This is a genomic window from Brevibacterium sp. 1718, assembly GCF_051131255.1.
GTDB classification, from domain to species: Bacteria; Actinomycetota; Actinomycetes; order Actinomycetales; family Brevibacteriaceae; genus Brevibacterium; species Brevibacterium sediminis.
The window spans coordinates 1,128,404-1,150,466 of record NZ_CP186550.1; the positions used below are offsets into that span (position 1 = coordinate 1,128,404).

A 22,063-nucleotide genomic window follows, 5' to 3' on the forward strand; every position below is an offset into this window, starting at 1 on the left:
TCGCTGTGCCTGATCGTGCCTATTTTCCGGTGCCCGGTCCGCCGCCGCGGAAGCCTGAGCCGTCGCCGTAGTTCGATCCGCCGCCGGTGAAGAACGGGAGGAAGAAGAAGCCGCCGCCTCCGGAGCGGGACGAGTCGCAGCCGACGTAGTCATAGCTGCTGCCGTTCTTCTCGTAATCGCCCTCGCCGGGGTTCGAGACGTATTGGCCGTTGCTGAGGTCGTAGTCACCGCAGTTCGCCGACGACCCGGACGAACCGCAACCTCGGAACATATTGCCGATGACGATGAGGATGACGACGAAGAAGATGATCGTTCCGCAGCCGATGCGGCGCGGCTTCCGCCCCGATCCGCCGCCGGGCCGCTGCGGTCCGGAGGGGCGCTGGGGGCCGGAAGGGCCGGAGTTTTCGCGGTCGAAATCGAAAGAGCCTCCGCCCATCGAGACGTTCGGTCCCTGGCTCATGTCGACCTCCTCAGCTCGCTGCTGCTGTGCACGATCTCTCCATGCTGCGGGTAGCAGTGCCACGACAGCCAGGCGATCCGTTCGGGACCTGCTGCGGTCAGCGACAGTGCCGTCAGTGCGCCGGGCTGTCCGGGGAACGCGACTGAGAGGTGGTCGTCTGCGGTGAGGGCACGGTCGGCACCGACGGCGAGCACCTCGGCGGCGGCCGTCGGGAAGTCCCCGGACACGTGGGTGCGGGTCGCGGTGAACCGGTGTTCGGTGAATCCGGCCCACCTGCCGTGGCGGATGTCCTCGCGGTCCCACCGCGGTCGTTTCGGAGACGAATCGTCCCCACCCTCGCCGAGGCAGGCGAAGGTCTCGATGAACACATCGGTGGGCCCGGTGCTCAGGACCGCCTGGTGGGAGGAGCCGATGACGGTCAGTGTCAGGGTGAGGTGCGGTGCTTCCTCGGCGGGGGTGGACTCTGTGTCAGTGGGTGCGGCTGCTGTGGGCACATCGATGCGGTGGGCAGCCAACGGGGCGATCCGGTCGTGGTCGAGGCTCAGCCGCAGCGCCTCGGCACTGGTGTCGGTGAAGGGGACGTCGAGCGGGCGGGGGAGGGTGAGCATCAGCTGCCGGAGTAGATGGTGAAGGAGCCGGTCGGGATGGTCTCTCCCGTGCTCACTTCCCAGCGTCCGTGGTCGAAGCGTTCGAAGGCGAGCAGGCGGCCGTCGCCGGATTCGTAGTCGACATAGTCGACCCCGCCCTTCTCATTCAGTCCCGTGGTGCCTTCGGACCGGTAGGATGCGGTGCCGTGCTCGACGAGGTCGTAGTCGGTGCCGTCGATGGTGATGGTCCGGGCCTTCGGTTCGATGTCGAGGTCGGGGCGGTCGCGCCAGCGGGCGATCTGCACGTCGGGGTCGCGTTCGACGCTCAGCCACATGCGGGTCGCCGAGGCGTCGGCCTGGAAGAAGTGCTCGGCCCAGTCGTAGCCGCCTTCGGAGATGCGCAGGGTGCCGCGGACGAAGAACTTCTCGTTGCCGAATTCGAGGAGGTCCCCGGCCTTGATGGTCTCGGGATCACCGCCGGTGTTCTGGTCGGCGGCGAAGGGATCGCGCGGGGTGGTCGGCTGCTGTGTCTGCTCCTGCTTGCGGGCCTTGTTGGCACGTGTTCGGATGACGAGCACGGTCACGAGGACGACGATGATGAAGACGAGGACGGCGATGAGGAGTTCTGTGGGCACGGCGGTCTGCTTCGGTTCGATGGCCGGACGGGTCACCGCCCACTCTAGTCGACCGGAATGTCACGCGCGGCTGTGATCGGACTTCTTCTCCAGAGCGGTCATCGTGTCGGAGATGAAGAACCCGAGGTCGCGGTTGAGTGCGAGCATCGGTTCGTTGTCCGTCGCCGTGTACGTCTGCACCCATTTCGCCGAGGCGGTCGCCGCGACCGCGGGCAGCTGACGCAGGTTCGCGACCTTGAGGGCCCGACCGATCCCGCGGCCTCGATAGGCTCGGTCGACGAGCGTGTCCTCCTGGATGACGATCTGCGGATCGTGGGCCGAGACCATGATCTCCGTGTAGCCGACGGCGAGTTCGCCCACGTGCGCCATCGAGCTGACCAAGGTCCAGCCCTGCTCTTCCATCCGCTCCTCATGGCTGCGGATCGCCGCAGTGCTGGCATGGGTAGCGGAGCGGGTGAGGAAACCGACGGGCACGTCCTCATCCATCTGCACACGCAGTTGGGTCCAGGATTCCAACACCTCCTCGGGGCAGGCTCCGATCCATGAGGTGACCGAGAAGTCCGGGTCCTCCCTGATCACCGGCACAACCGTCGACGCCCCCGAATCCTTGTACCGATTCGCATCGGCGTCCAGGTAAGCGGGCAGGTCGAGCAGCAGTCGGTGCTCTTCGTTGCCGATGCTCATCCCGTGCGCCTGCGCGAAGGCGACCCCGGCCGGACAGTAGGTTTCGGTCTGCACGATCTCCGAGAAATCGTCACCATCATCGAGGAACTGTGCGGCCGCCTCGGCGAGGGCAGTGCCGAAACCCTGCCGACGGTGAGCCGAGAGGACACCGAGTTCGATATCGGTCGGAGTTTCGGGGGAGAGACTGATCTCGACGCCGCCGATGATCTCCTCGCCGAGGCGGCCCACCAGGGCGATGTCCTGCCCTCCCGGACGCGGGTGGGCGAATTGGGTCAGCGTCGTCTCGGCGCTGCGCCACCAGGCGGCGGTGCGACCCTCGGTGTAAGCGGTGCGCATGACGTCGTTCCACTTCAGCAGCGCAGATTCATCGTCGGCGGCGATGCGCGTGATCTGAATCTCAGACATAGTGAAAGTCGATCACGGCAGGTGTCGGTTTTCAAGGACGCCGCGGTTCGGGGTCCTCAGGACGGTCAGGGCCGTCGGTGCTGTTCGTCCCCTCGGGGTCGGACTGGTCCGCAGCGGATCCGCGCTCGGGTGGGTCGGTGGGGGCCGCCTCGGCGTGGGGATCGTGTTTGGGCAGGCGGGAGCCGATATGAGAACCGGGAGTGTTCATCACCCGGTACACGAGGAAGGCACCGACGCTGAAGACGACGATGATGCACAGGGTGAGGAAGATGACAGCACCGAGTCCGGGCTGCATCATTTCGCCATTCGCCGACGGTCGAAGTAGTTCGCGAAGCGGGCCTTGAACGAGCCCATGCCGATCGATCCGCCCACGCGCACGAGAGGCCGGCGGCCGGTCGGAACGGCGTCGACCACGGATTTCACGCTTCCCCAGGACTTTGAGAGCTGGTCGACGTTGACCGCCCAGTCGTCGGGGATGACGACGGTGACCGAGCCCATACCGGCGACGATCTCGATCTCGATGACCTCGAGATCGGTCTCGACCTCGAGGAAGTTCAGCTCGATGTTCGACATCGACGGTTCGCAGCGGATATACGGCGGGACCGCCCACCTGGCGCGGCGGACCGCGGACTCCCAGCCGGCCTTGATGACGAGCGGATCGAAGCGGTCATGCCCCGTGATCGCCATCGCGCGGCCAGGGGCAGGGGCGATCGCCGAGGCGGGGCGGAAGCGATCGGAGGGCAGCTCGGTGGTGAGGTCGGCGAGCACTGCGTCGAGGTCGATGGGGAACTTCGCGGACTGGACCTTCTCCATCCGTTCGTCGAGCTCGTCGACCGTGATCCGACCGTCGCCGGCGGCTTCGCGGAGCAGCTCGATCGCCTCGTCGCGCTCTTTGTGGCCGATGCGGAAGGTCTTTGCGGGGTCGTTCTCGTCGGGGGAGGGGGTGGCTGAGCTCATGATCTCTATCGTGCCTGATCGGGAAGTCGGCGACAACGGCGGGGAGTCCGGGGCCGTGTCTCGTGTCAGCCGTTGGCATTAGGCTAGGGGACGTGTCCACCGCACTGTACAGAAGATACCGCCCAGAGACCTTCGACGAGGTCATCGGTCAAGAGCATGTGACCGATCCGCTGAAGGCCGCCATCGAACGTGGCCGCATCAACCATGCCTACCTGTTCTCCGGCCCGCGCGGGTGCGGTAAGACCACCTCGGCGCGGATCCTGGCCCGGTGCCTCAACTGCGAGCAGGGACCGACCCCGGTGCCGTGTGGGGAATGCCCGAGCTGTCGGGATCTGGCCAACGGCGGACCCGGCTCGCTCGATGTCGTCGAGATCGACGCGGCCAGCCACAACGGCGTCGATGATGCCCGTGACCTGCGTGAACGTGCCGTCTATGCGCCCGCGCGCGATCGGTACAAAGTGTTCATCCTCGATGAGGCGCACATGGTCACCTCGCAGGGCTTCAACGCTCTGCTCAAGATCGTCGAAGAGCCGCCGCCGCATATCAAGTTCATCTTCGCCACGACCGAACCCGAGAAGGTCATCGGCACGATCCGGTCGCGGACTCACCACTATCCGTTCCGACTGGTGCCGCCGGAGGCCCTGGGCAACTACCTCGAGGAGCTGTGCGCTAGTGAGGGTGTGCAGGTGGCCAAGGGCGTGCTGCCGCTGGTCGTGCGGGCCGGAGGGGGATCGGTGCGTGACACGCTGTCGGTCCTCGACCAGCTCATCGCCGGGGCTGGGCCCGATGGAGTCGACTACGGTCGAGCCGTCGCGCTGCTCGGATACACTCCTGATTCGCTGTTGTCCGACATCGTCGATGCGTTCTCCGCCGGCGACGGTGCCGGGGTGTACCGCGCGGTGGAGCGGGTCATCGAATCCGGTCAGGATCCGAGGCGCTTCGTCGAAGATCTGCTCGAGCGCTTCCGGGATCTCATCGTCATCAACGCCGCCCCCGAGGCGGCCCATGCCTTCCTGCCCGAAGTGCCGCCGGACCGCCTGGAGAGGCTGACCCTGCAGGCCAATGGTTTCGGACAAGGCGAACTCTCCCGCGCCGCAGACCTGCTCAACGTGGGACTGACGGAGATGTCGGGTGCCACCTCGCCGAGGCTGCAGCTCGAACTCATCTGTGCCCGCATTCTGCTGCCCGGTTCCGGCCGCAGCCGGGATGCTGTGCTCAGTCGTATGGAGCGGATGGAACGTCGCATCGGCATGTCGGCCACCGGTGTGGCAGCGAACGTGCCGCCGCCGCAGGCAGTCCCGGATCAGGGTGCGGCGCAAGCCCCTGTGCAGGGGCAGGCACCTGCTGTCGATCAGGGACAGTCGGGCGGTCGACCGCCGGCAGGTGATGCGTCGCCTGGTGCGCCGGGCCGCGGGGCCGGAGCACCGGATGCGGATGCGACCGCCGGTCAGCCTCAGAGCGCAGCTCACGACGACTTCGACGACATCGCGGCCATGGCCGCGGCCGCCGAGTCGATGCTCAACGAACCGGTAGCGCAGCCAGGGCAGCAGCCTGAGCAGGGGCAGCAGCGTCAATCTGATCGGCAGGGGTCGCAAGAGCAGGCCGAGCAACAAGAACAGTCGGATCAGCAGGCTCAGTCGTCTCAGCACGATAGCCAGACCGAGCCGGAGCAGGCATCGCCGTCCGGGCCTCAATCTCAGACCGCGCACGCGGGTCCGCAGCAGCAGTCTGCTGAGAACCCTCGGAACGCAGAAAGGGGCCGGCCAGCGCAGGAACAGCAGCCGCCGCCCGAGCCTGCGGCCGAAGCGTCGGGCGCGCCGCAGAATGAGTCGCAATCTGTGCAGGATAACCAGCAGAGACAGGGCTCTGCCGGTGCCTCCGCACACAGCTCTGCACCGGACTCCGCGCCGGCGAACCAGTCTCAGCGTCAGTCGGCTCCCGCGTCTGCGTCACCAGCCGGACCTGGCGATGGCTCGCGACAGTCCGAGCAGGCAGCGGCGCCGGAGGCGACCTCGGTGGCGGGATCCGGCGACATCGGCGGTGAGATCGAAGCGATCCGCCGAGCATGGCCGAGCATCCTCGCCTCGGTGGAGAAGCGCAGCCGACTGACACGAGCGATCATCGCGGCCAATGCGATCCCGCAGTCGTTCTCCGACGGGGTCGTCTACCTCGGCTTCAACAACGCCGGATCCGTGCAGGGATTCCAGCAGCGTGACCATGCGGCCAAACTCGCGGCGGCGATCAACGACGTTCTCGGCATCCAGGCTCGTATCGACGTCGGTGATGTCGGTCGGATCGGCGGAGGAACTGCCGGCGGAGGCAGCCAGGGCAAAGGATCCTCGGCTCCGCCCATGAATGACTCCGGCGGCAATCACGGACCGGCGCCTAGCCTGCGACGCCCGAGTCCGCAGGAGGTCGCCGCAGTCGTCGGTACTCGTGAAGTCGACAAACCACAGGTTGACCACGAGAAGTTCTGGGAACCCAGCGGCCCGACGCAGGGGCCCTGGTCCTCCGACGACGAGGAGGGGGAACAGCCGGGCCCTCCGACTGAACCCACACCTCAGGACAACTCCGGTGAACCGGCCGAAACTACCGAAGAGGGATCGGCCGAGTCTGAGCCGAAATCCTCGGTCGCTCAGGTTCCCGCTGTGGACTCGGCCGACTCTGAAGGATCAGACTGGACTGCTCCTGAGCCGAGAGATCCTGACCACGATTCTTCCGAACCAGCGGTCCCGGATGTTGTTGTGCCCGACCTGTCCGACGACGACTTCTTCGGTGCGCCGACAGACACCGGAACCGAGTCGACCGACTCCGGTAACGCACCGACCGACGACTTCGGACGGTCTGACCACTCGCGCGAGCAGGAACCAGCTCCAGCAAGGTCGTCCGGCTTCGCCGACGATTCGCCGATGGAATATGTCGAACCGCGGTGGGAGGAACCGAATTGGAACGACGGTCCCTCCCCGATCGACTCCTCACCGGTCGATGCGGCATCGACAGGCACAGCCTCGACCGACGTCGACGAGACGAGCGCCGGCAGCGGAGCTGTCGACGTCGGCGCCGTCGTAGTTCCGCCGCCCGACGACGATCTCGACTATCCCGATCTCGGCGACACCACGAGCGACTTCGGAGGAGGTGCCTTCGACCAGTCGGCACCTGCCGTGCAGTCGCCGCCACCGACCCATGGGGGAGAGGCGAAACCGTTCAAATCGCGCTTCGCCGCACTTGCCGAAAAGCACGGTGCCACCACCACTCCGCCTGCCGGACCCGGCTACGGATCTGCTCCGCAGGCCAACCCGGCAGGCGGGACAGCACCGGGGGCTGCCTCGGCGCCGGGATCGAACCCCTACCCGCAAGGGTCGGGATCGGACGAGGACGAGTATGATCCGGAAACGGACCTCGACGTCTCCGAAGCGCCGCAGATGGGCGTCGATGTGATCGCACGGGTCCTCGGCGGCGAAATCATTGACGAAAGAGAAGTATGAGCGCTGTATACGAAGGTGCCCTTCAGGACTTGGTCGAAGAGTTCGGCAAGCTTCCGGGCATCGGGCCGAAATCGGCCCAGCGTCTGGCGTTCCACATCCTGCAGACGGACTCGCAGGACGTCAATGCGCTGGCCCAGGCGCTCACCGACGTGAAGAAGCGAGTGCGGTTCTGCGAGATCTGCGGAAACGTCTCCGAGGAGGCCGAATGCACGGTCTGCCAGGACCCGCGCCGCGATCGGTCGATGATCTGCGTGGTCGAAGAGCCCAAGGACGTCGTCGCAATCGAACGGACCCGAGAATACCGGGGCCTCTACCACGTCCTCGGCGGAGCCATCGACCCGATGGCCGGAGTCGGGCCCGACAACCTGCGGATCAAAGAGCTCATGACGCGTCTGCAGGACGGTGAGGTCAAGGAGACCGTCATCGCCACCGACCCGAACCTCGAAGGCGAAGCCACCGCCACCTACCTCGTCCGCCTGCTCGGATCACTCGGCGTGACCGTCACCCGCCTGGCCTCGGGGCTGCCCGTCGGCGGCGACCTCGAATACGCCGACGAAGTCACCCTCGGTCGGGCATTCTCCGGTCGTCGCGAAATCGACTGACCGCCTCGGTTTCGCCCTCTTGACACCATATCGATAATCGTGAAACATATTGTTTATCGATATATCGACAAACGATAAATCATCGGATGCGGCGAAGGTCGGCGGAAAGCTCGTCTGCTGCTCGCCGGGACGGGAAGGCGTTGTCATGTCACCGACAGAGGAACAGAGGCCGGACGGCGAACCTCAGAAGCGCAAGGCGTTCGGAACAGGTTACGAACTATGGATCGGTTTGGCGGTCGGCTTCTACGTCATCTATGCCGTCACTGATCTCGTCACGCGAATGATCCGCTCCGAAGTGGCGGTGACGGTGGACTTCTCCGAAGGCGCACCCTCCTCGCTCGATGCCGGGAACGGAACGGCATCCCTGTCCGGACTCACCGAGATCGTCGTTCCGACGGCCGACGTCTCGGCCGGGGCAGTCGTGCTGGTGACCATTGCCGAAGTCACTCTTATCCTCACCGTGTTGGCGGCCGCGATCTCCCTGGTGCCTGTCATCCGTGACATCGCGGCGGGAACACCCTTCACGCTCCGGGCGTCCCGCGCCTTTGCGGCGTTCGAGTGGATTGTGGCGATCGGGTGGATTCTCCACTTCATCACCAAGGTTCCCGGCGGCAATTGGATCTCCGCCGATATCGGCATCGCTGATGAAGTGGGGCCGGGAATCACCGTCGTCCACGCATTCTTCGTTCTCGGGGCCGTCGGCGGCGCCGAATTGCTGCGGAGGTGCTTCAGATCAGGGCGCGAAGCTCAAGAAGATCTCGAAGGGCTCGTGTGATGGTCGAGGAATTCGGCTCTTCCCGAGTCATCTGCCACCTCGACAGTCTGCTGACCCGGCGAGACATGAGCCTGACCGAACTGTCCAAGCGCGTCGGGGTCTCGCTCGCAAACCTCTCCGTGCTTAAGAACAACAGAGCGAAGGCCGTGCGCTACTCCACTCTCATTGCTCTGTGCGAGGTCCTCGACTGTCAGCCCGGTGACCTCTTCACCGTGGAACGACGGTCGGACTGACCGTCAAGGGCAGCGCCCGTCGGCACGAAGCCGGCGGGCCGCCTCGGCGAGTGAATCCGGCGTTCCGCGATGCCTCGTTTATAACGATTTCTGAGCAGGGGCTGAACGCCCGGTGACCAACCGCCGCCTCGCCTATGTGCACAGTCAACGCTCGGGTCTGCAGGGGCGGACGTTCGGCCCGGTCAGGCAGTGTCTGAATGACGGGCGAAGGTGAAGCGGAATGACGCACCTCATACAATGGTTCAGGTGCCGGGAGCCCGACACGGCTGAAATCCTGATCGATGCAGTACGAGACGTCCATGTTTGGAACCATGGAATCGATCGCCTGGCACGGAACTTATCAGCGATAAGGAAGATACTGCAGTGAGCATAGTCGTCCAGAAGTTCGGTGGGTCCTCGGTAGCCGATGCGGAATCGGTCAAGCGAGTGGCCAAACGAATTGTCGAGTACCGTCAAGCCGGTCACGAAGTAGTTGTCGTGGTGTCGGCCATGGGTGACAGTACCGATGATCTCATCGACTTGGCCCAACAGGTTTCCCCCATGCCCCCCGCCCGCGAACTCGATATGCTGCTGACCGCCGGTGAGCGCATCTCGATGGCGGTGCTGGCCATGGCGATCGCCAACCTCGGCTTCGAAGCCCAGTCCTTCACCGGCTCCCAGGCCGGAGTCATCACCGATGAGCAGTTCGGCAAGGCCCGAATCATCGACGTCACTCCCGGCCGCATCCGGTCCTCCCTCGACGAGGGATACGTCGCCATCGTCGCAGGATTCCAGGGCGTCAGCCAGACCGCGAAGAACATCACCACACTCGGCCGCGGCGGCTCCGACACCACCGCTGTGGCACTGGCCGCGTCGCTCGACGCCGATGTGTGTGAGATCTACACCGACGTCGACGGCGTCTTCACCGCCGATCCGCGGATCGTGCCCACGGCGCGCAAGATCGATGAGATCGGCTACGAAGAGATGATGGAGATGGCCGCCTCGGGCGCCAAGGTCCTCATGCTCCGCTGCGTCGAATACGCCCGCCGTTACAACGTGCCGGTGCACGTGCGGTCCTCATTCTCTCGCAACCAAGGAACCTGGGTGACCGATTCACCCATCCCCGAAGCCTTCCGCCAGGGCCGGGGATCATCGACCCCGGCAGCGGAACCAGAAACGGAGTCCACCATGGAACAGGCAATCATCTCCGGCGTCGCCCACGACCGCTCGGAAGCCAAGGTCACGATCGTCGGTGTTCCCGATGTCCCCGGCAAGGCCGCTGAGATCTTCAAGACTCTGGCCAAGCAGGAAGCCAATATCGACATGATCGTCCAGAACATCTCCACCCGCGAGCCGGGGAAGACGGACATCTCCTTCACCCTGCCCATGGACGACGGAGCCAAGGCGCTCGAGGCCCTCGACGGTGTGAAGGCAGAGATCGGCTTCGACCAGGTCCGCTACGACGACCAGATCGGCAAGCTCTCCGTCGTCGGCGCCGGAATGCGCTCCCACCCGGGCGTGACCGCGACCCTGTTCGAAGCGCTCAGCGAAGCCCAGGTCAATATCGACATGATCTCCACCTCGGAGATCCGCATCAGCGTCGTCACCCGAGCAGACCTGCTCGACGACGCGGTCCGTGCCGCTCATGCCGCCTACGGACTCGACAGTGAAGACAACGAAGCAGTGGTGTACGGAGGTACCGGACGATGAGCGTCAATATCGGAGTAGTCGGTGCGACCGGCCAGGTCGGCGGAGTCATGCTCGACCTGCTGGCCGACGATCCCGGGTTCGAGATCGGGGCCCTGAGGCTCTTCGCCTCGGCCCGTTCGGCCGGGAAGACGATCGACTTCAAGGGTCAGCCGATCACCGTCGAAGATGCCGCCGAGGCGGATCCGAGCGGACTCGATATCGCCCTGTTCTCCGCTGGTGGGGCGACGTCGAAGGCACAGGCCGAGCGTTTCGCCGCGGCTGGTGCCATCGTCGTCGACAACTCCTCGGCGTGGCGTTCGGACCCGGAGGTTCCGCTTGTCGTCAGTGAGGTCAACCCGGATGCCCTTGATGAGCCGCCCAAGGGCATCATCGCGAACCCGAACTGCACGACCATGGCCGCCATGCCCGTGCTCAAGGCTCTCCATGACAAGGCCGGACTGAGCCGTCTCATCGTGGCCACCTACCAGGCAGTGTCCGGTTCGGGTCTGTCCGGGGTCGAGGAGCTCGCCGGTCAGCTCGAAGCCGGTCTGCCCGATGCGCGCAAGCTCACCACCGACGGAAACGCGGTGAGCCTGCCGGAGCCTGACAACTACGTCGAACCGATTGCGTTCAACGTCCTGCCGATGGCCGGATCGGTCGTCGACGACGGGCAGAACGAAACCGATGAAGAGAAGAAGCTGCGCAACGAGAGCCGGAAGATCCTCGGCCTGCCCGACCTGCTGGTCGCCGGCACCTGCGTGCGCGTGCCAGTCTTCACAGGACACAGCTTGAGCATCCACGCCGAATTCGACTCCGACATCAGCCCCGAGCAGGCCACCGAAATCCTGTCGCAGGCACCCGGAGTCTCCCTCGACGAGGTCCCGACCCCGCTCAAGGCTGCAGGTCGGAACGACAGCTACGTCGGCCGCATCCGCGCCGACCAGTCGGCACCAGCAGGCAAGGGACTCGTCCTCTTCGTCTCCAACGACAACCTGCGCAAGGGCGCGGCACTGAACACTGTCCAGATCGCCGCCCTGCTGGCCAAGAAGCTCGAGGCGAAGGCCGCCTGAGCCGGCAAGGCAACGACAGTCAGGTGATGAACCGCCCGGAAGCACACGCTTTCGGGCGGTTCGTTGTTTCCCACAGTCGCACTCGACTGCCCGTCAGCGGCAGTCTCGTTCAAGGCCACGCTCGTTTATCCAGAGTTCCCGCACGCCGGTCGAACTTGTTCAAGCGCAACCGCAGATTGCACGCGGTACACGGAGCGAAGAGTGCGCTCCGCCTTGAACGAGCGGACCTCGGGTGACGGTATGGGTGCCAAGTGTCGAAAGTGGCCAGAACATATAAAAGCGTTGCTATATATAAATATTTATATTAGTGGCGGGCCTCTGATCTGAGTATCGTCGACGATGTTGCTTCATCCTCGATGCCTTAGAAAGGCTCCTCATGACCTCCTCGCGCATTCTTCTCACTTCCGCTGCCATCGCCTCCTCGGCGACGCTTGTCCTCAGCGGCTGCGGGGGACAGGCCTCCGAAGCCGACGCCGGGGCACTGCGCGTGGTGACCTCGACCAACGTCTACGCCGACATCGTCTCCCAAGTCGCCGGCGATTTCGCCGAGGTGAGCCCGATCATCGATGATCCGAACCAGGATCCTCACTCCTACGAGGCGACCACGCAGGATCGACTCAAACTGTCGAAGGCCGACCTCGTAGTACAGAACGGCGGCGGCTACGACGCATTCATGACCGGAATGCTCGATGCCTCCGGTACCGACGTCGACATCATCGATACCGTTTCGATCTCGGCCCTGCCCGGCTCGGAAGGCCTCGGCAACGAGCCCCACGACCATGAACACGGTGAGGGCCATGACGACGAGGAGGCCCACGGCGGCGGGCACGCTCACGAGGGTGAGGAGGCACATGACCATGAACATGCCGAAGAGGGCCACGATGATGCGGGCCACGAAGGCCACGATCACGGATCATTCAACGAACACCTGTGGTACTCGGTCCCGACGATGACGAAGCTCGTCGACGAGGCGGCGACCCACCTCGGCGAGGCCCTGCCGGAACATCAGGGCGAGTTCGAGGAGAACGCGAAGGAGTACAAGGCGCAGCTGACCGCCCTGCAGGACGATATCGATGCGGTGAAGAAGGAACACGGCGGCGAGAAGGTCGCTGCGACCGAACCGATTCCGCTGTGGCTGTTCGACGATATGGGGCTCGAGAACGTCACCTCGATGGAGTTCCTCGCCGCCGTCGAAGAGGGCAACGATGTGCCGCCGCTGGTGCTCAAGGCCGCGGAGAAGCAGATCTCCGATGGAGATGCCGTGCTGCTTGGATACAATACTCAAGCGGCAGGTCCGCAGGCAGAGGCCTTGAAGTCCACCGCTGAGGACTCCGACGTCCCGGTCGTCGACCTCGCCGAGACCATGCCTTCGGGAACGCACTACGCCGACTGGATGGGTGGCTACATCACCGAAATCTCAACCGCACTCGAAGGGCACAAGCACTGAACATGGCCAAGGAATCCGACGCTTCCGCACCGGCAATACGACGGGAGCCGGTGATTCGACTGCGCGACGCCGAACTGCGGTTCGGCCCGCGAGTACTCTGGCACGATCTCGACCTCGACGTCGCGCCCGGGGAGTTCCTCGCCGTGCTCGGCCCCAACGGCACCGGCAAGACCTCCCTGCTCAAGGTGCTGCTGGGACAGAATGCGCTGTCGGCCGGCACCGCTGAGGTCGGCGGTCGGGAAGTGCACAAGGGCAATCCCGCCATCGGCTACATTCCGCAGCAGCGCGGAATCGATCCGCACACTCCGATGCGCGGCCGCGATCTGGTGCGCATGGGCATCGACGGTCACCGGTGGGGGATGGGCCTGCTGTCCCGGGGACGAAAGAAGAAGGTCGAAGACCTCTTGGCCTCCGTCGGCGCCACCGACTATGCCGACGCCCCCGCCGGCACGGTCTCCGGCGGTGAGCTGCAGCGACTGCGCGTGGCCCAGGCCCTGGCCAACGATCCCACGGTGCTGCTCTGCGACGAACCGCTGCTGTCCCTCGATCTGCACCACCAGCAGGTGGTGGCCGCGCTGCTGCACGAACAGCGGGTCGAACGCGATGCCGCCGTCGTCTTCGTCACCCACGAGATCAACCCGATCCTGCCGTATGTCGACCGGGTGCTCTATATCGTCGGCGGGCAATTCCTCATCGGCACCCCCGCCGAGGTGATGACCACCGAATCGCTGTCCCGCCTCTACGGTGCTCCGGTCGAAGTGGTACGCGTCGGCGGCCGCCTCGTCGTCGTCGGCGGTGAAGAGGAATGCGTCGACCACCACAACCTGCCCGATGACTCCTTCCACCTCGACGGGACGGTGGTGAACCGATGAGCATTCCTGAGATCTTTGCCAACCTCTTCACCTTCGAGGATTACGGCGAGCTCGTGGCGCTGCTGGCCAATTCTCTCATCGCCGCGGCGCTGCTCGGCGTTGTCGGAGGCCTCATCAGTGTCTTCGTCATGGCTCGGGACATCCCCTTCGCAGTCCACGGGGTCTCCGAGCTCTCCTTCGCCGGTGCTGCCTTCGCCCTGCTCGTCGGCTTCGACGTCGTGACCGGGTCGATCGTCGGGTCCGTCGTCGCCGCTCTCATCATCGGCATCGGCGGGGCCAAGGATTCGGAGAAGAACGCGATCATCGGCGTCCTCATGCCCTTCGGTCTGGGGCTGGCGATCCTCTTCCTCGCCCTCTACGACGGGCGAGCGGCGAGCAAGTTCGGGCTGCTCACCGGCCAGATCGTCGCGATCACACCCGGCCAGATCCTCACCCTCATCATCTGTGCGCTGGCCGTACTCGTGGTGTTGGCGATCGTCTGGCGTCCGCTCATGTTCTCCAGCCTCGACCCCGAGGTGGCACGGGCCAAAGGTGTGCCGGTCAGTGTGCTCACCATCGTCTTCATGCTCACCCTCGGACTCGCGGTGGCGCTGAGCGTGCAGGTCGTCGGTGTCCTCCTCGTCCTCGCTCTCCTCATCACCCCGGCCGCCGCAGCAACCCAGCTCTCGGCCTCGCCGGTGTGGGTTCCGGTGCTCAGCGTGATCTTCGCCGTGACCGCCTCGGTCGGTGGAATCCTCATTGCGCTCGGTTCACCGGTGGTCCCGATCAGCCCGTTCGTCACGACGATCTCGTTCCTCATCTACGTCGTCTGCCGTCTCGTCGGCGGTCGCCGGATGAAATCCCTGCACCGCCGCCGCGCCCACCGCGCCGCAAGAGAACACAACACCCCCATCCCCACCCCCTAGTTGCTACCTGACGGCGGCCCAGCAACCTCGCGCGAGGTTGCTGGGCCGCCGTCAGGTAGTTCTGGGAGCGGATAGAGTTGGGGGAATGAAGAAGCGCGCTCTCCTCGCCGGTGCTCTGGCCGCCCCCACGGCCGCCGGAATCTGGGGTGCGGTCGTCGAACCGCACCTCTTCGCCATCCGCCGCCACACCCTGCCGATCCTGCCTGCCGGAGCCGAATCCATCCGGATCCTCCACGTCGCCGACCTGCACCTGGCGCCCTGGCAGAAGCACCGTGCCTCCTGGGTCAAAGCGCTCACCCGGCTCGAACCGGACGTCGTCGTCAACACCGGTGACAACCTCTCGGCCGATATCGTGCCCGACGTCCTCGACGTCTTCTCCGGTCTGCTCGACACACCCGGAGTCTTCGTCCTGGGGTCAAATGACTTCTTCTCGCCGCAGGCGAAGAATCCCGCGAAGTATCTGCGATCGCCGTCCCAGGTCAAACACCGAGTGAACCCCGATCTCGATGTCGAGGCCCTCGTCCGCGGATTCGAAGAACCGACATCCCCGTCGGACTCGTCGGCCGGTAGTCAGGGATGGCATTTCCTCGACAACACCGAGGCGACCCTGACGATCAAGGGCACCCGGATCCACTTCACCGGGCTCGGCGACGCCCATATCGACCGCGACCGGATCCGTTGGAGTGGGGGAGCACCCGGCAAGGGCGTGCTTGAGCATCCGCGGTTCGATTCCGAGGCCGGGCTCAAGGTGGGCGTGACACACGCCCCGTATTCGCGGACCTTGGAGGCGTTCGCCTCGGCGGGGGCGGACCTCATCATGGCCGGACACACTCACGGTGGACAGATCCGCGTGCCCTTCTGGGGTGCGCCGGTGACGAACTGCGACCTCGATCGGACACGCGCACGCGGAGTCTTTCCGTACAGGAAGAGCCTCGTCGCCATCTCCGCCGGTCTCGGATTCTCACCGTACTCACCAGTGCGTTTCGCCTGCCGACCCGAAGTCAGCGTCTTGGAACTCGTCGCAATGGCCTAACCCGTTCAGCGGTTTCTGAAGATTTGCACAAGGCAAATTCGTTAAACTGGCTACCATGGTGTCTCCTGAGTCAAACGCCCCACCCACAAAAATGGGCGCGTTCATGCAGTTCGTGGCCGTCAGCGCAGTGGCGGGAATCGTCGCTGCCGGTCTGGCCATTCCCGGAGTCGGTGTCGCAACAGCCAGTGCGAACAGCGCTGTCGAGATCTTCGATTCACTCCCCGCGACCTTGGAGATCAAGGACCTCGGTGAGAAGTCGACGATGCTTGCCTCCGACGGGTCCGAGCTTGCGGAGTTCTACTGGCAGAACCGCCAGGAGGTCCCGCTGGATAAGATTTCGAAGGATATGCAGAATGCGACGATCGCCGTCGAGGACTACCGGTACTTCGAACACGGCGGCGTCGACATCGAGGGCATTGCTCGTGCAGCGGTGCACAATATGGTGTCCTCGACGACTCAGGGCGGATCGACGCTGACCCAGCAGTACGTGAAGAACGTGCTGGCAGAGAACGCGCATGCCGAGGAGGACTCCGAAGGTGTGGCTGCGGCGAAGGAGTCCGAAGGCACCGCCGGCTATGCGCGTAAGCTGCGCGAAGCCAAACTCGCTGTCGCGGTTGAGAAGAAGTACGACAAGAAGGAAATCCTCAATCGCTACATGAACATCAACAACTATTCGGGTTCCCCGAACGTCTACGGTGTCGAAGCCGCCGCCTACCGGTACTGGGGCATCCACGCGAAAGATCTCAACATCCAGCAGTCGGCGATGCTCGCCGGAATCGTGCAGAACCCCTCGGCGTTCAACCCGCAGCGGTTCCCCGACCAGGTGCTCAAGCGTCGCAACACCGTGCTCGGGCAGATGCTCAAGTACGACCACATCACGCAGAAGGAATACGACAAGGCGGTCAAGACCGACCTCGACCTCGACCTGCATGAGACTCCGAACGGCTGTTCGGCAGCCAAGAGCAAGGCAGAATTCTTCTGCAACTATGTTCAGAACGTCATTATGAATGATGACACCTTCGGCGACACGGCTGACGAACGCCTGGCCTTCCTCCAACGTGGCGGTCTGAAGATCAAGACCAGCCTCAATCCCGATATCCAGAAGATCGCGGACAAAGAGATCAAGAAGCGCGTCCCCGTCGGCGACCCCTCCGGCGCCGGTCACGCCCTGGTGACGATCGAACCTGGAACCGGTGAAGTCATCGCCATGGCCGAGAACCGCGAATACACCGCGGGAGAGGTCAAGAAGAAGGACAAGAACAAGAAGACCTCGATCAACTACACCGTCGACAAGAAGCACAACGGAGGCGGCGGCTTCCAGGTCGGTTCGACGTGGAAGCCTTTCGTCCTGACGGCATGGCTGAAGGAAGGAAAGAGCCTCAACACCACCGTCAATGCGACGAAGCGCAATTTCCCGGCCAGCTCCTGGAAGTACGAGGGCTGTCCGAATATGGGCGGAGACTGGGACCCGAACAACGCCGGCGACGGTGAAGGCAAGGGTTCGATGACCGCGCTGGAGGCCACGAAGAAGTCCGTCAACACGGGCTACGCGGCGATGGGCAACCAACTGAACATGTGTGACGTCATGGACACCGCTATGGACCTCGGCATCCGCTATGGCAGCGGAGAGGCGCTCGACTTCAAGGACAAGTCCGGCTTCATCCAAGCCCTGTCACCGTCGTCGATTCTCGGTACGACGGAGACCACGCCGATCGCCATGGCCGCGGCGTTCGCCACCTTCGCGAACGAAGGCGAATTCTGTGGGCCGAAGCCGATCATTGAGATCAAGGACCGCAAAGGCGAGAAGCTCGACCTGCCTGGCGAAGGCTGCAAGCGAGTGCTCGACAAGGAAGTGGCCAAGGGCGTCGCCTACGCGCTGACTCAGACGTTCAACGGCGGTACGACGAGCTCGCTGAAGATCGGAGTTCCGGCAGGCGCCAAGACCGGTACGACGAACTTCGAGGTCGGTCACACCTGGCTGCTCGGGTTCACCAAGACGCTGTCGACTGCGGTCTGGACCGGTGATCCGGGGGGCACTCGGGACTGGCGCACCAACGGCGCCGGCGCCGTCAGAGGCCACATCTACGGTGCGACCATCTCCGGTAAGACCTGGCAGGCATACATGAGCCAGGCGGTGAAGGAGACCAAGGGCAATACCGGGTTCCCGAAGCCCAGCAGCAAGTACTTCTCCGGCGGCGGCTCCGGCGGTGGTGGCGGTTCGTCCAGCGGCGGCCGCGGTGGAGGTGGCGGCACCGGTGGCGGTGGCGGTGGCGGAAGCCACGGGAACGGCGGTGGCGGCACCGGTGGCGGCGGAAACGGCGGCGGTGGAGGCAGCAACTCCGGAAACAACGGAGGCGGCGGCGGAAACGGCGGCGGCAACAACGGCGGCAGTGACGGCGGTGATGGCGGCGGTGATGGCGGTGACGGCGGCGGCGAGGCTCCCGGCCTCGGCGGCAACTGAGCCGATGAGATGCCGGTCGTGACCGGCCGATAGAACCCGGCGGAGAACGTCCCGGTGAAGGCGGGGAGGACCAGGGCCTCCCCGCCTTCGCTGTCTGACTTTCACGGGTGTCGCCGCAGCGAAACAGCTGTGACCGCCGCCCGCTGAACACGGGTGCCCAGCGTGCCCAGTCTGGGCTAGTGTGGGGAACGGACCTGCGTCGTCGACCGCACCAGGAAAGCCTGGTCATACCGGATCACTCGGACCGCCTCGGCGCCGCACCAACAACTGAGGAGAACCATGACCAAGTGGGAATACGTCACCGTGCCGCTCATCGTCCACGCGACCAAGCAGATCCTCGACCAATGGGGCGAGGACGGATACGAACTCGTGCAGGTCGTCCCGGGTCCCGACAACAACGGACTCGTGGCTTACCTCAAACGCCCCAAAGAATGAGCTGAACCGGCCGGACCGTTGACACCCCACCCTCACCGAAAGAAGAACAATGTCGAAGACCCTTGAGCGCCTTTCCGAACTCGGCCTCGAACTGCCCGAGATCGCCACACCAGCCGGCGCCTACGTCCCCGCCCTGCGCACCGGGAACTACGTCTATACCTCGGGCCAGCTGCCCGTCGTCGACGGCAAACTGCCTGCGACCGGTCACCTCGGCACGGACGTCGACCTCGACACCGGCTACCAACTTGCACGCACCGCCGGGCTCAACGCTCTGGCCGCCATCGCCGGAGTCATCGGCGATCTCGACAAGATCGTGCGCGTCGTCAAGGTCACCGGCTTCGTCAACTCCGCCGACGACTTCACCCAGCAGCCAGCCGTCATCAACGGCGTGTCCGAGCTCTATGGCGAGATCTTCGGAGACCGTGGGCAGCACGCCCGCAGCGCGGTCGGCGTGAACACTCTGCCTCTGGGCACCCCCGTCGAGGTCGAAGTCATCGTCGAGGTCTCAGGCGATGCCGCTTAGCGGACGCACTCTTCCCGTCTCGTCGGAGCTGCGGTGGCTGCTTGACCACTGGCAGTCCGACGGACGGTGGCCCGTCCCGGAGGCCCCGCGCCCCACCTCGGCGATCGTGCTGATCCGGGATTCCGCGGACGGGCTGGAACTCTTCATCACCCGGCAACTCGACGCCCGCGGCGTCGAAGACCGCAACCGGTGGGCATTTCCCACCAGCAGCCTGCGCCCGGGTGATGTGCGGAAGCTGCCTCTGGCCGGATGGAATTCGGCCCGGTGCGCCCGTGCGCTGAGCATCGAAAACAAATCCCGCGCCCTCCACCACTTCTCCGCGGCCGCCCGCATCACCTTCGCTGCCACCGGAATCCTGCTCGCCGAGGATGTCGACCGGGAGATCGTGGCCACACCGCAGACGGACTGGAACACCACCCGATCGAGGCTGTTCTCGAACGAAGTGTCCTGGTCACAGGTCTTACGAGACCGAGACCTGCGGTTGCGTCCCGATCTGTGCAAACCGTGGCTGCGTTGGATCAACACCCCCACCCAGCTGCACCGGTTCGACACCACCTACTTCATCGCCACCGTGCCCTTCGGCCAGGACGTCGACTTCCTGTCACCGAACGAGACCTCTGCCGGATGGAAACGCCCCGACCAGATCATCGCCGAGGTGGGAGGAGACCCCGACCGCATCGGCGCGGCCGCCCGCATCATCGTCGAAAGCCTCGCCGAGGTCCCAACCGTGGGCGCGGCCATGGCGCAGATCCGCAACCTCCACCCGCTGCGTCCGGAGATCGTCGATGACGACGGCGACTGGAAGTTCGTCATCCACACGGGTAAGGACCCCCACAGCAAGGGAAGCCTGCGCGACCGGGCCGTGGCCGTCGGCGAGACCGACACCGACCAGAACCCCGGCTTCCTGACATTCAGCGGTGACGATGACGAAACGACAGACGAGGAGAACGACGACTCATGAGAATCCGTGCGAACAACCCCGGCCCAATGACCCTGACCGGTACGAACACCTACGTGCTCACCAGCCAGGATGACACCTCCGCAGTCGTCATCGATCCCGGACCGGAGATGGCCGATCATCGTGAAGCCTTCCTCGCTGAGGTGGCCGACCGTGACCTGGCGGCGGTCGTTCTCACCCACCAGCACGCCGACCACTCCGAGATGCTCGGAAGCATCGAGCAATGGGCCCCCGACGTGCCCGTCTATGCCGTGCTCGAGCGTTTCGCCCGGCACACGGACCCGGTCAGCGACGGCGACGAGATCGCCTTCGGTGACACTCCGGCCGACGTGCTGCGCGTCGTCGCCACCCCCGGACACACGAGCGACAGCATCAGCCTCATCCACTCCGGAGCCCTCTACAGCGGCGATACGATCCTGGGGGAGGGGACGACGATCGTCACCCATCCGGAAGGCTCCCTGGGCGACTATCTCAACTCCCTCGACCGTTTGAAGGAGCTGCTCGACGACGGGGAGTTCGCCATCATCGAACCGGCCCACGGTGAGCGCATCGACGCCCCCGCCGAGGTGATCGACTACTACCGTTCCCACCGACTCGAACGCATCGAGCAGGTCAAAGCGGCATTGGAGCAGGGGGCGAAGACGGCCTCAGAGGTATGCGACATCGTCTACCACGACGTCGACTCCAGCGTACGGTCGGCGGCCGAGCAGATCGTCAAGGCTCAGCTGGCCTACCTCGACGCCTTGCCCGCCGCCGACGACGCCTGAGTCCCGCTGCTGACGTCGGAGGCGCCGACGCCTGAGTCCTGCCGCGGCGCCTGGCGCGCGACGTCTTCGGTCTAGCTGGATGCCACACCACTCACAACTCGGGTTCTGATCCAGTCATCGAGTTTGAACTCGATGACTGGATCAGAACGCGATCACGAAACTTCCCACACCTCACGCGACAGCCCCTGAGACGGCGAGCGCCGGGCACGACGCACACCTGTCCCGACCAGAACGAACGCCCCAGCCGAATCGGCTGGGGCGTCCATTTGTCGCGGCGTCCACGCGGCCACAGCGGCCGGAGGTCGCTGGGAGGATCAGCGGGCGCGGTTGCGCATGCGGTCCATGTCGAGGATGACGACGGAGCGGGCCTCGAGACGGATGAAGCCGCGGGCGGCGAAGTCGGCCAGTGCCTTGTTCACGGTCTCACGCGAGGCACCGACGAGCTGAGCCAGCTCTTCCTGAGTGAGGTCGTGAGCGACGAGCACACCGTCGGGAGCCGGCTTCGAGAAGCGAGCGGCGAGATCGAGCAGAGCCTTGGCGACACGGCCGGGCACATCGGAGAAGACAAGGTCGCCGACGGTCTCATTGGTGCGACGCAGACGCTGGGCGAGGGCCTTGAGCAGGTTCATCGCGGCCTGCGGACGCTCGTTGAGCCAAGTGGTGAGGTCTTCGTGCTTGAGGCTGAGCAGCTCCGACTGGGAGACGGCAGTGACCGAGGTCGAACGCGGGCCCGGATCGAAGAGGCTGAGCTCACCGATGATCTCGCCGGGGCCGACCACGGACAGCAGGTTCTCACGGCCGTCGGAGGACTCACGGCCGATCTTGAGCTTGCCCGAGGAGACGATGTAGAGCTCGTCACCGGCATCGCCCTCATGGAAGAGCACGGTTCCCCGACGGAGACTCCGCGGGTTCATGAACTTCATCAATGCACTGGTGGCTTCATCGTCCAGACCTGCGAAGAGCGTCGCGCCCCGCACCACTTCAATATCCACTGGTTCCTCCTTGTCGTGATAATCACACACAAATCTACCTGGTCATCTGCATCGATACCAGCAAAGACGCGGGAGTGTGGCCCATCAGTATGAAAACCTCTCCCGCACC

The 22,063-nt window shown here is 64.8% G+C and carries 22 protein-coding genes; 15 read left to right on the forward strand and 7 right to left on the reverse strand.

Going from position 1 to position 22,063, the window contains the following annotated elements; genetic code table 11:
• Nucleotides 1–19: 19 nt before the first annotated feature.
• The 6 genes from ACOZ9V_RS04870 to ACOZ9V_RS04895 are packed head-to-tail and all read right to left on the reverse strand — an operon-like array spanning nucleotide 20 to nucleotide 3,728.
• Complete coding sequence (locus ACOZ9V_RS04870) at nucleotides 20–460, reverse strand: hypothetical protein (protein ID WP_434594130.1); 441 nt, start codon at nucleotides 458–460, stop codon at nucleotides 20–22.
• The gene (locus ACOZ9V_RS04875) at nucleotides 457–1,068 is read right to left on the reverse strand and encodes a DUF2617 family protein (protein ID WP_434594133.1); all 612 of its coding nucleotides are present in this window, start codon (nucleotides 1,066–1,068) and stop codon (nucleotides 457–459) included. The genes ACOZ9V_RS04870 and ACOZ9V_RS04875 overlap by 4 nt, the downstream gene beginning before the upstream one ends.
• Nucleotides 1,068–1,718, reverse strand: a complete 651-nt coding sequence (locus ACOZ9V_RS04880; protein WP_434594136.1) for a DUF4178 domain-containing protein — start codon at nucleotides 1,716–1,718, stop codon at nucleotides 1,068–1,070. Before ACOZ9V_RS04880 ends, ACOZ9V_RS04875 begins: the two co-directional genes overlap by 1 nt.
• A gap of 24 nt (nucleotides 1,719–1,742) precedes the next feature.
• On the reverse strand, nucleotides 1,743–2,771 hold the full coding sequence (locus ACOZ9V_RS04885; protein ID WP_434594139.1) for a GNAT family N-acetyltransferase: 1,029 nt from the start codon (nucleotides 2,769–2,771) through the stop codon (nucleotides 1,743–1,745).
• 31 nt (nucleotides 2,772–2,802) lie between these two features.
• The gene (locus ACOZ9V_RS04890; protein WP_434594142.1) at nucleotides 2,803–3,069 is read right to left on the reverse strand and encodes a hypothetical protein; all 267 of its coding nucleotides are present in this window, start codon (nucleotides 3,067–3,069) and stop codon (nucleotides 2,803–2,805) included.
• On the reverse strand, nucleotides 3,066–3,728 hold the full coding sequence (locus ACOZ9V_RS04895) for a DUF1707 SHOCT-like domain-containing protein (protein WP_181270943.1): 663 nt from the start codon (nucleotides 3,726–3,728) through the stop codon (nucleotides 3,066–3,068). The genes ACOZ9V_RS04890 and ACOZ9V_RS04895 overlap by 4 nt, the downstream gene beginning before the upstream one ends.
• A 92-nt stretch (nucleotides 3,729–3,820) precedes the next feature.
• On the opposite strand from ACOZ9V_RS04895, the gene ACOZ9V_RS04900 reads away from it, so the two are divergent.
• From ACOZ9V_RS04900 to ACOZ9V_RS04970, 15 genes are all read left to right on the forward strand, one after another.
• Nucleotides 3,821–7,213: a DNA polymerase III subunit gamma and tau gene (locus ACOZ9V_RS04900; protein ID WP_434594150.1), complete on the forward strand. Its 3,393-nt coding sequence runs from the start codon at nucleotides 3,821–3,823 to the stop codon at nucleotides 7,211–7,213.
• Entirely contained in the window at nucleotides 7,210–7,815 is a 606-nt protein-coding gene (gene recR / locus ACOZ9V_RS04905; RefSeq protein WP_025780860.1) for a recombination mediator RecR, read from the forward strand. The genes ACOZ9V_RS04900 and recR overlap by 4 nt, the downstream gene beginning before the upstream one ends.
• Nucleotides 7,816–7,960: 145 nt before the next feature.
• Nucleotides 7,961–8,590, forward strand: a complete 630-nt coding sequence (locus ACOZ9V_RS04910) for a hypothetical protein (protein WP_434594153.1) — start codon at nucleotides 7,961–7,963, stop codon at nucleotides 8,588–8,590.
• A complete protein-coding gene (locus ACOZ9V_RS04915) occupies nucleotides 8,590–8,823 on the forward strand; it encodes a helix-turn-helix domain-containing protein (protein ID WP_139468723.1) in 234 nt (77 codons plus the stop codon). The genes ACOZ9V_RS04910 and ACOZ9V_RS04915 overlap by 1 nt, the downstream gene beginning before the upstream one ends.
• Nucleotides 8,824–9,186: 363 nt before the next feature.
• Entirely contained in the window at nucleotides 9,187–10,512 is a 1,326-nt protein-coding gene (locus ACOZ9V_RS04920) for an aspartate kinase (RefSeq protein ID WP_139468722.1), read from the forward strand.
• The gene (locus ACOZ9V_RS04925; protein WP_434594158.1) at nucleotides 10,509–11,561 is read left to right on the forward strand and encodes an aspartate-semialdehyde dehydrogenase; all 1,053 of its coding nucleotides are present in this window, start codon (nucleotides 10,509–10,511) and stop codon (nucleotides 11,559–11,561) included. Before ACOZ9V_RS04920 ends, ACOZ9V_RS04925 begins: the two co-directional genes overlap by 4 nt.
• A 376-nt stretch (nucleotides 11,562–11,937) precedes the next feature.
• Entirely contained in the window at nucleotides 11,938–13,008 is a 1,071-nt protein-coding gene (locus ACOZ9V_RS04930) for a metal ABC transporter solute-binding protein, Zn/Mn family (RefSeq protein WP_434594161.1), read from the forward strand.
• Nucleotides 13,009–13,010: 2 nt separating this feature from the next.
• Entirely contained in the window at nucleotides 13,011–13,880 is an 870-nt protein-coding gene (locus ACOZ9V_RS04935; RefSeq protein ID WP_434594164.1) for a metal ABC transporter ATP-binding protein, read from the forward strand.
• Complete coding sequence (locus ACOZ9V_RS04940; protein ID WP_172173965.1) at nucleotides 13,877–14,785, forward strand: metal ABC transporter permease; 909 nt, start codon at nucleotides 13,877–13,879, stop codon at nucleotides 14,783–14,785. Before ACOZ9V_RS04935 ends, ACOZ9V_RS04940 begins: the two co-directional genes overlap by 4 nt.
• An 85-nt stretch (nucleotides 14,786–14,870) precedes the next feature.
• On the forward strand, nucleotides 14,871–15,818 hold the full coding sequence (locus ACOZ9V_RS04945) for a metallophosphoesterase (protein ID WP_410710780.1): 948 nt from the start codon (nucleotides 14,871–14,873) through the stop codon (nucleotides 15,816–15,818).
• Nucleotides 15,819–15,873: 55 nt separating this feature from the next.
• Complete coding sequence (locus ACOZ9V_RS04950; RefSeq protein ID WP_434594169.1) at nucleotides 15,874–18,279, forward strand: transglycosylase domain-containing protein; 2,406 nt, start codon at nucleotides 15,874–15,876, stop codon at nucleotides 18,277–18,279.
• 279 nt (nucleotides 18,280–18,558) lie between these two features.
• On the forward strand, nucleotides 18,559–18,714 hold the full coding sequence (locus tag ACOZ9V_RS04955) for a hypothetical protein (protein WP_009883339.1): 156 nt from the start codon (nucleotides 18,559–18,561) through the stop codon (nucleotides 18,712–18,714).
• 49 nt (nucleotides 18,715–18,763) lie between these two features.
• Nucleotides 18,764–19,237 (forward strand): RidA family protein, encoded by a 474-nt coding sequence (locus ACOZ9V_RS04960; protein WP_101545695.1) that lies wholly within the window; start codon nucleotides 18,764–18,766, stop codon nucleotides 19,235–19,237.
• Nucleotides 19,227–20,198, forward strand: a complete 972-nt coding sequence (locus tag ACOZ9V_RS04965) for a hypothetical protein (protein ID WP_434594173.1) — start codon at nucleotides 19,227–19,229, stop codon at nucleotides 20,196–20,198. Before ACOZ9V_RS04960 ends, ACOZ9V_RS04965 begins: the two co-directional genes overlap by 11 nt.
• Nucleotides 20,195–20,962, forward strand: a complete 768-nt coding sequence (locus ACOZ9V_RS04970) for an MBL fold metallo-hydrolase (protein WP_434594176.1) — start codon at nucleotides 20,195–20,197, stop codon at nucleotides 20,960–20,962. The genes ACOZ9V_RS04965 and ACOZ9V_RS04970 overlap by 4 nt, the downstream gene beginning before the upstream one ends.
• A gap of 314 nt (nucleotides 20,963–21,276) precedes the next feature.
• Here the strand turns inward: ACOZ9V_RS04970 and ACOZ9V_RS04975 are convergent, their stop codons facing one another.
• Nucleotides 21,277–21,954, reverse strand: a complete 678-nt coding sequence (locus tag ACOZ9V_RS04975) for a Crp/Fnr family transcriptional regulator (RefSeq protein WP_101545702.1) — start codon at nucleotides 21,952–21,954, stop codon at nucleotides 21,277–21,279.
• Between the last annotated feature and the right edge of the window lie 109 nt (nucleotides 21,955–22,063).